Source organism: Aeromonas finlandensis, assembly GCF_000764645.1.
GTDB classification, from domain to species: domain Bacteria; phylum Pseudomonadota; class Gammaproteobacteria; order Enterobacterales; family Aeromonadaceae; genus Aeromonas; species Aeromonas finlandensis.
In genome coordinates, this window is sequence record NZ_JRGK01000045.1 from 18,833 (window position 1) to 27,583 (window position 8,751).

8 protein-coding genes are annotated in these 8,751 nt (G+C 60.0%); all 8 read right to left on the minus strand.

Annotated elements, in window-relative coordinates:
- Positions 1 to 12: 12 nt before the first annotated feature.
- Complete coding sequence (dnaE, locus tag LD28_RS0106045) at positions 13 to 3,492, minus strand: DNA polymerase III subunit alpha (RefSeq protein ID WP_033136105.1); 3,480 nt, start codon at positions 3,490 to 3,492, stop codon at positions 13 to 15.
- Positions 3,493 to 3,530: 38 nt separating this feature from the next.
- Positions 3,531 to 4,121, minus strand: coding sequence for a ribonuclease HII (gene rnhB, locus LD28_RS0106050; protein WP_033136106.1), 591 nt, complete (start codon positions 4,119 to 4,121; stop codon positions 3,531 to 3,533).
- A gap of 119 nt (positions 4,122 to 4,240) precedes the next feature.
- Complete coding sequence (gene lpxB / locus LD28_RS0106055) at positions 4,241 to 5,380, minus strand: lipid-A-disaccharide synthase (protein WP_033136107.1); 1,140 nt, start codon at positions 5,378 to 5,380, stop codon at positions 4,241 to 4,243.
- On the minus strand, positions 5,373 to 6,164 hold the full coding sequence (gene lpxA, locus LD28_RS0106060; protein WP_081959434.1) for an acyl-ACP--UDP-N-acetylglucosamine O-acyltransferase: 792 nt from the start codon (positions 6,162 to 6,164) through the stop codon (positions 5,373 to 5,375). Before lpxA ends, lpxB begins: the two co-directional genes overlap by 8 nt.
- Positions 6,165 to 6,169: 5 nt before the next feature.
- A complete protein-coding gene (gene fabZ, locus LD28_RS0106065) occupies positions 6,170 to 6,631 on the minus strand; it encodes a 3-hydroxyacyl-ACP dehydratase FabZ (RefSeq protein ID WP_005338559.1) in 462 nt (153 codons plus the stop codon).
- Positions 6,632 to 6,655: 24 nt separating this feature from the next.
- Complete coding sequence (lpxD, locus tag LD28_RS0106070; protein WP_033136111.1) at positions 6,656 to 7,675, minus strand: UDP-3-O-(3-hydroxymyristoyl)glucosamine N-acyltransferase; 1,020 nt, start codon at positions 7,673 to 7,675, stop codon at positions 6,656 to 6,658.
- 3 nt (positions 7,676 to 7,678) lie between these two features.
- A complete protein-coding gene (locus tag LD28_RS0106075) occupies positions 7,679 to 8,191 on the minus strand; it encodes an OmpH/Skp family outer membrane protein (RefSeq protein WP_005338563.1) in 513 nt (170 codons plus the stop codon).
- A 150-nt stretch (positions 8,192 to 8,341) separates the two neighbouring features.
- The coding region (locus tag LD28_RS0106080) for a BamA/TamA family outer membrane protein (RefSeq protein WP_033136108.1) at positions 8,342 to 8,751 on the minus strand (410 nt) is incomplete at its 5' end.

Below are 8,751 nucleotides of genomic sequence, written 5' to 3' on the forward strand. Positions count from 1 at the left end.
GCCTTAGAACCTCTAATCAAAAACCAATTCAACCCGCTCTCGTCCAAGCAGGACTCGCAAGTCATCTATCAGTTGATCGGTGGGCGTCACCCGCCACTCGGTACCGAGCGTCAATCGCACCCGGGAGCCGGGGCGACGATAGTTTACCTGAACCGGACAGACTCCGGCACGGGCGGGCTCCAAAATCTCGCATAAACGCGGGAAAAAGCGATCATCTATCCGCTGTTCATCGAGGGAGATGCGGATTGCTCTGGCAAAACGCTCCCTCGCATCGTTGATATCCAGCAATTCTCGAGCCGACATTTTAAGGCCACCGGAGAAGTCATCAAAGCTGACCTGTCCAGAAACCACCAAAATGCGGTCTTTTTGCATCAATTCTTCATATTTTTCCAGCGCTTCACTGAACAGGGTCACATCGAGGCGACCGGAACGGTCGTCCAGGGTGAAGATCCCCATCTTGTTGCCACGCTTGGTCACCATGCTGCGGGCCGCAATCACCAGCCCCGCCGCCGTGGTCACGGTATCGCGGGAGGTGGGATGCAGATCGCACAGGCGACCCGAGGTATAACGACGCAATTCGCCGCTGTACTGGTTGATGGGGTGACCGGTGAGGTAGAGCCCGAGGGTCTCGCGCTCCCCTTCCAGCCACACCTTGTCAGGCCAGTGCGGCACGTTGGCAAACGCCTTCTTGACGTCGTCAATCTCTTCGGTGAGCACGCCGAACATGTCGACCTGCCCCACCGCCTGCGCCTTGGCGTGCTGCTCGGCGGCACGCATCGCCTCCTCCAGCGTCGCCATCAGGGCGGCGCGGTGGGGACCGAGCCGATCCATGGCGCCCGAGAGAATGAGCTTTTCCATCACCCGCTTGTTGAGCTTCTTGATGTCGACCCGGTTGCAGAAATCGAACAGGTCGCGGAACGGGCCGTCCTGATCCCGGGCGCTGAGGATAGCGTCGATAGGGCCTTCACCCACCCCTTTCACCGCCCCGATCCCGTAGACGATATGGCCATCTTCGTTGACCGAGAAGCGATAGCGACCGGTGTTCACATCCGGCGGGATCACGGTCAGCCCCATCCGCTGGCACTCGTCCACCAGGGTCACGATCTTGTCGGTGTTGTCCATATCGGCGGTCATGACCGCCGCCATGAACTCGGCCGGGAAGTGGGTCTTGAGCCAGAGGGTCTGGTAGGAGACCAGCGCGTAGGCAGCGGAGTGGGATTTGTTGAAGCCGTAGCCCGCAAACTTCTCCACCAGATCGAAGATCTTCATCGCCAGCTCGCCGTCGACGCCATTCTTGATGGCGCCCTCCTCGAAACCGGCCCGCTGCTTGGCCATCTCCTCGGGCTTTTTCTTACCCATGGCCCGGCGCAACATGTCCGCGCCACCCAGGGTGTAGCCCGCCAGGGTCTGGGCGATCTGCATCACCTGCTCCTGATAGAGGATGATGCCGTAGGTCGGTTCCAGAATCGGCTGCAGGCTCTCGTGCTGCCACTTCTCGTCCGGATAGGAGATGGCTTCATTGCCGTGCTTACGGTCGATGAAGTTATCCACCATGCCAGACTGGAGCGGGCCCGGTCGGAACAGGGCCACCAGTGCGATCATGTCTTCGAAGCAGTCGGGGCGCAGTCGCTTGATAAGATCCTTCATGCCGCGGGATTCCAGCTGGAATACCGCGGTGGTCTCGTAGCGCTGCAGCAGGTCGAACGACTTCTTGTCATTGATGGGGATGGCGGCGATGTCCACCGGCGGCTTGCCCTCTTTGGCAAGACGCGGGTTTATCATGCCGAGCGCCCAGTCGATGATGGTCAGGGTCCGCAGACCGAGGAAGTCGAACTTCACCAGACCGGCATATTCCACATCGTTCTTGTCGAACTGGGTCACCGGGTGATGACCCTCGTCATCGCAATAGAGCGGCGCAAAATCGGTGATCTTGGTGGGCGCGATCACCACGCCACCAGCGTGTTTACCGGCGTTGCGCACAACCCCTTCGAGGCGGCGGGCCATGTCGATGAGGTCTTTGACCTCCTCATCCTGCTCGTAGAGCTCGGGCAGCTTGGGCTCGGCCTCGAATGCCTTGGCGAGCGTCATGCCCGGATCTGGCGGAATGAGCTTGGAGATGCGATCGACAAAGCCGTAGGCATGGCCCAGCACCCGACCCACGTCCCGCACCACCGCCTTGGCCGCCATGCTGCCGAAGGTGATGATCTGCGAGACCGCATCCCGGCCATACATCTCGGAGACGTGCTCGATCACCTCGTCGCGCCGATCCATACAGAAGTCGACGTCGAAGTCGGGCATGGATACCCGCTCGGGGTTGAGGAAACGTTCGAACAGCAGGTCAAATTCCAGCGGGTCGAGGTCGGTGATCTTGAGGGCGTAGGCCACCAGCGAACCCGCACCGGAGCCCCGGCCCGGGCCAACGGGAATGCCGTTGTCCTTGGACCACTGGATAAACTCCATCACGATGAGGAAGTAACCCGGGAAGCCCATCTGGTTGATCACTTTCAGCTCGATATCGAGACGCTCGTCGTACTCCCCGCGCTTGGCTGCGCGCACGGCTGGATCCGGGAACAGAAATTCGAGACGCTCCTCCAGACCCTCTTTCGACTTGGCCACCAAAAAATCTTCGGTGGTCATGTCGCCGGTCGGGAAGTTGGGCAGGAAGTATTCACCGAGGCGCACCGTCACGTTGCAGCGCTTGGCGATCTCCACCGTGTTCTCCAGCGCCTCGGGGATGTCGGCAAACAGCTCCGCCATCTCCTCCTGACTGCGCAGGTACTGCTGCGGGCTGTAGCGACGGGGGCGGCGCTTGTCCATCAGGGTATAACCATCGTGGATGGCCACCCGGATCTCGTGGGCGTCGAAATCATCGGCAGAGAGGAACACCACCTCGTTGGTGGCAACCACCGGCAGCTCGAATTCGGTGGCAATCGCCACCGCCATGTGCAGGTAGACCTCTTCATCGAGTCGACCGGTGCGCAGCAGCTCGAGGTAGTAGGCATCGGGGAAATGGGTCTGGTAGAAGGTGAGACACTGCTCGGTCATCTGCCGGTTACCCTTGAGCAGGAACTTGCCCACATCCCCCTCGCGGCCGCCGGAGAGGACGATCACCCCCTTGGCATGATCGCTAAGCCAGCTCTTGTCGATAACCGGGCGTCCCTGCACATGGCCGCGCTGGTAACCACGAGAGATAAGCAGGGTGATGTTCTGGTAGCCGTCGTTGTCCATGGCAAGCAAGGTGAGGCGGAACTGCTCGTCCCCCAGCTCGTCGCTCTGCACCCAGAAGTCGGCACCGACGATGGGTTTAATACCCTTGCCGTGGGCCGAGCCATAGAAGCGCACCAGACCGCACATGTTCATCTGATCGGTCAGCGCCAGCGCCGGCATGTTGTTGGCCGCTGCGGCCCCGACAATGGGATTGATCTTCTGCAGGCCATCGACCATGGAGAAGTCGGAGTGGACTCGCAGGTGGATAAAACGGGGTTCAGCCATCGTCATCTCCTCTCGCAGCTCAAACAGAATGGCATGGTCTACTCGATCCCCAGTGCACGGCGCACCGGTTTGAAGCTCTTGCGATATTCGGGCAGCGGGCCTCGCTCGGCCAGAATGGCGAGGTGCTCAGCGGTCGGATAGCCCTTGTGACGGGCAAAGCCATACTCGGGATGACGGCTGTCCAGCTCGGTCATCTCCGCATCGCGGGTTACCTTGGCGAGGATCGAGGCGGCACTGATGGCGGCCACCAGGCTGTCGCCCTTGACCACGGCGCGCGCTTCCATCGGCAATGCCGGGCAGCGGTTGCCATCGATAAAGACCAGCTCGGGGGTGACCTTCAGTCCCGCTACGGCGCGCTGCATCGCCAGCATGGTGGCATGCAGGATGTTGAGCTCGTCGATCTCCTCCGGAGTGGCGCGACCGATGGCCCAGGCGAGCGCCTTCTCCCTGATCTCGTCAAACAGCGCCAGCCGTTTCTTCTCGGAGAGCTTCTTGGAGTCAGCCAGCCCGACAATGGGGTTGGCGGGATCGAGAATGACCGCAGCGGTGACCACGTCACCCACCAGCGGGCCACGGCCCACTTCGTCCACACCGGCAACCAGCTTGTCGTCAGGAATATCGATCATCATCTTGTAGCCTTGAATCAAAACAGGCCCCACGGGGCCTGACAGGGGGTCGACTGGCGCGGCATCACCGCTCGAAAACGGATTAACGGGTGGCGCGGCGCAATCGACGGTCCGGAATTGCGTTATCTGCCGAGCAGATCAGCCACCGCGTCGGCGGCCTGCGAGTCGGCATTGCAGCGGATCAGCTGGTGCAACTCGGTGAAGGTATTGACCAGCGCACTGTTGTCGTGCTCGAAGTACTTGCTCACCTCTTCCACCAGATTCTCCGGGGTGCACTCGTGCTGGATGAGTTCCGGCACCAGCATGCGACCGGCCAGCAGGTTGGGCAGGGAGACAAATTCGGTCTTCACCAGTCGCTGGGCCAGCCAGTAGCTGAACGGTTTGAGCTTGTAGCCCACCACCATCGGCTTTTTCACCAGCATGGCTTCAAGCGCCGCGGTGCCGGAGGCCAGCATCACCACGTCGGCAGCGATCATCGCCTCGCGCCCCTGCCCTTCCAGCAGCACCATGTCGAGATCCGGCGCCACCTCGGCCTTGATGGCCATAAACTGCTCGCGCCGTTTCTGGTTGACCAGCGGCACGATGAAACCGAGATCCGGATAGCGCACCGTCAGGTGTTTGCACGCCTCGAGAAACAGGGGGGACATAAAGCCCACTTCCGCGGTGCGGCTGCCCGGCAGTACCGCCAGCCAGCGGCGGTTGGCATCGATGCCCAGCTTGCGGCGCACGGCAGCCTGATCCGGCACCAGCGGAATGTCATCCGCCATGGTGTGGCCGACAAAGCGGCAAGGGGCCTCGAAACGGTCGTAGAAAGCTTTCTCGAACGGCAGGAAGGCGAGCACCATGTCGGTGGCGGCCTTGATCTTGTGAATACGGTTCTGGCGCCAAGCCCACACAGAGGGGCTGACATAGTGAACCGTCTTGATACCGGCGCGGCGCAGTTTCAGCTCCACTCCGATATTGAAATCCGGTGCATCCACGCCGATGAAGATATCGGGCGGATTGGCGATAAAGTGGCGCAGCAGTTCGCGACGGACCTTGAGGATGCGCGGCAGACGGCCCAGCACCTCGGTGATCCCCATGACGGAGAGCTCTTCCATCTCGAACAGCGCCTTGACGCCGAGGGCCTGCATGCGCGGCCCGGCGATCCCTTCGAACTGCGCATCCGGGTAGCGGGCTTGCAGCTCGCGCACCAGACCAGCAGCCAGAATGTCGCCGGAGACTTCTCCGGCGACGATACCGATACGAACCGGATCAGGCACGGATGATCCCGCGCTCGTTGTCTTTGAGGAAGTCCACATAGAGCTGGACGGCCGGTTCGGCTTGCGCCATCTCGATCAGCACTGGCAGCACCTCTTCGATGGTCTTGCCAGAGCGGAAGATCTCTTTGTAGGCGCGCTTGACGGCAGAGATGGCCTCGGGCGTATAGCCGCGACGACGCAGACCTTCGGAGTTGACGCCAAACGGCTTGGCGTAGTTACCGGCAGCCATCACGTAGGGCGGCACATCCTTGTTCAGGGCAGCGCAGCCGCCGACGAAGGCGTGGGAACCGACACGGCCGAACTGGTGAATGGCGGAGAGACCACCAAAGATCACGAAGTCACCGATCACCACGTGGCCCGCCAGGGTCGCGTTGTTGGCGAAGATGCAGTTGTCACCGATGATGCAGTCGTGGGCAACGTGGACGTTGACCATAAACAGGTTACCGCTGCCCACCTTGGTCAGGGATTGATCCTGAATGGTGCCACGGTGGAAGGTGCAGTTCTCGCGAATGACGTTGTTGTCGCCAATCTCGAGGAAGGTGCGCTCACCGGCATACTTCTTGTCCTGGCAATCCTCACCGATGGAGGTGTGCTGGAAGATCTTGTTGTCGCCACCGATCTTGGTCGGGCCCTTGATCACCACATGGGAACCAATCCAGGTGTTGTCACCGATTTCCACCTCGGCGCCGATGACAGAAAAGGGGCCGATTTCAACCCCTTTACCGATCACGGCAGACTCATGGACGATGGCAGTATCGTGAATGATGGCAGTCTGGTCGATCACGTGTGTTAAACCTCGCGTTTGGCGCACATCAGCTCGGCGGTACAGACCACTTCACCGTCGACGGTGGCGACACCGGTGAACTTGGCAATACCGCGACGCTCTTTCAGGAACTCCACATCCAGCACCAGTTGATCACCGGGGCCGACCGGGCGCTTGAAACGAGCGTTGTCGATTGAGGCAAAATAATAGAGTTCGTTGGGAGACGGCTTGCCCACCATGGTAAAGGCCAGGATACCGGTGGCCTGTGCCATCGCTTCCAGGATCAGTACGCCCGGGAACACCGGCTTGGCCGGGAAGTGCCCCTGGAAAATCGGCTCGTTGAACGAGACATTCTTGATGGCACGCAGGGTTTTGCGCTCATCGCTGATCTCGTAATCGTCCACACGATCCACCATCAGGAACGGATAACGGTGGGGCAGCAGATCCATGATTTCCTGGATACCCAGGCTCTTCTTTTCAGTAGTCAAAACAGTACCCTATACCAATCGTGATTATTCTTGATCCAGCTTCTTCTCAAGCTTGCTTAACCGCTTGTGCATCTCTTCGATACGCATCACCCGGGCGGCGGTCTTGCGCCACTCTTTATTGGTTTGCAGAGGGATGCCGGAAGAGTAGACACCGGGCTCGGTAATGGGTCGCATCACCATGGCCATACCGGTGACGGTGGCCTGGTCGCAGATCTCCATATGCCCGTTAAAGACGGAAGCGCCGCCAATGATACAGTATTTGCCGACCTTGAGACTACCCGCCATCACGGTTGAACCCGCCACGGCGGTGCCGTAACCGATCTCCACGTTGTGGGCGATCTGGCACTGGTTGTCGATGATGACGTTGTCAGCGATGCGGGTATCTTCCAGCGCACCGCGGTCAATGGTGGTACAGGCACCGATCTCGACCCGGTTGCCAATGGTCACACCGCCGAGCTGGGGGATCTTGATCCACTCGCCACGCTCGTTGGCATAACCGAAACCATCGGCACCGATCACTGTGCCGGATTGCACCAGACAGTCGGTACCCATGGTCACATTGTGATAGAGGGTGACGTTGGCCCACAGCCGGGAGCGCGCTCCCAGCCGGGTATGCTTGCCAACAAAACAGCCCGGGCCAATGCGCACATCGTCACCCAGCACGACGCCGGATTCGATCACTGCATTGGCGCCGATGGCCACTCTCTCGCCCAGTTGCACGTCAGCCGCGATGACGGCGCTCGGATGGATATCCGTGGCCGGTTGCGGGGTGGTGTCCAGCAGTTGGGCTACCCGGGCAAAGCCCACATAGGGGTCTTTGAGCACCAGGGCATTGGTGGGACAAAATGGCAGATCCGCTTCTGTAATGAGCACGGCGGTCGCCTTGCTCTGCTCCAGATAATGCCGGTACTTTTTATTGGACAGGAAGGTGATATCCCCCTCCCCGGCCTTTTCCAGTGTCGCTACCTTGCGGATTTCCAGGGTTCCGTCGCCATGGACCTGGGCCCCCAGTTGCTGGGCCAGCTGTGCGAGAGTGAATGCCATCAATTAGTTGCTCTTGCTTACCTGAGAAATAACCTGGCCGGAGATGTCCAGCTTGCTGGCGGCATACGGGGCGGCGTTGCGCTCCAGCACCAGATCGTAACCATTGCTCTTGGCGATGGAATCGATGGCAGCCTGCACCTTGGTCAGGATCTTGTTGCGCTCTTCGGACTGACGACGACCGTTGTCCTGCTCAAAAGCTTGACGCTTCTGGTTGAACTCCATCTGCAGCTTGGCCAGCTTCTCCTGGTTCTGCTTCTTCTGCTCAGCGCTCATGAAGGCTTCATCCTTGCGGAACTTTTCGACCAGCTTCTGGCCTTCCTGTTCCAGCTTCTGCAGCTCGCGCATGCGCGGCTCGAATTCGCCTTTCAGCTTGGCGGCAACGGCTTCACGCTGGGGCAGCTTTTGGAAGACTTCGCCCATGTCGACCACGGCGATCTTGGTCTCAGCGAAGGCAGAACCCATGCCGGCAGCCATCAGTGCAAAGCTCAAACCAGCTACTTTCAACGCTTTATTCACACTTACTCCTTGTTCCCTCATGGCGAGGGCTACCTGATTTACCTGATTATGCAAGCGGCGTTAGGGCCATCTTGTTACCTGGTGAGGCACGCATACTGCGCGTCCCATCATTAAATACCCCCACCGGACGGGTGGGGGCAAAACACTGAATTAGAAGGTTCGACCGATATTGAACGAGAAGAACTCGGTCCGATCCCCTTCATATTGCTTGATGGGCTTGGCCAGGGCGAACACCAGCGGGCCCATCGGCGAGAGCCACTGCAGGGAGACACCGGCAGAGACCCGGATGTTGCCCGGATTGGAGTAGTCCTGACTCAAGTAGTTGCAATCTGCGCCTGCGGCACAGGGGTAAGCACCATTGGCAAAGTCGGTGCTCCAGACGGTACCGGCATCAATAAAGGCGGTAGAGCGGATCTGTGGACGGTAGGTCTCGGAAACAAACGGCGTCGGGAAGACCAGTTCGAACGAGGCAACCGCCAGCGCATTGCCACCGACCGAGGTGTCAGAGCCTTCGTAGTAGCCGGTTTCACATGGCTGAGTACCAGTACAAGCGCCTGCAC

What these genes read in the sequence shown, in the direction of transcription:
- rnhB (WP_033136106.1), bottom strand. Translation starts at nt 4,121, where the DNA reads ATGATGATCGATATTCCTGACGACAAGCTGGTTGCCGGTGTGGACGAA.
- dnaE (WP_033136105.1), bottom strand. Translation starts at nt 3,492, where the DNA reads ATGGCTGAACCCCGTTTTATCCACCTGCGAGTCCACTCCGACTTCTCC.
- lpxD (WP_033136111.1), bottom strand. Translation starts at nt 7,675, where the DNA reads ATGGCATTCACTCTCGCACAGCTGGCCCAGCAACTGGGGGCCCAGGTC.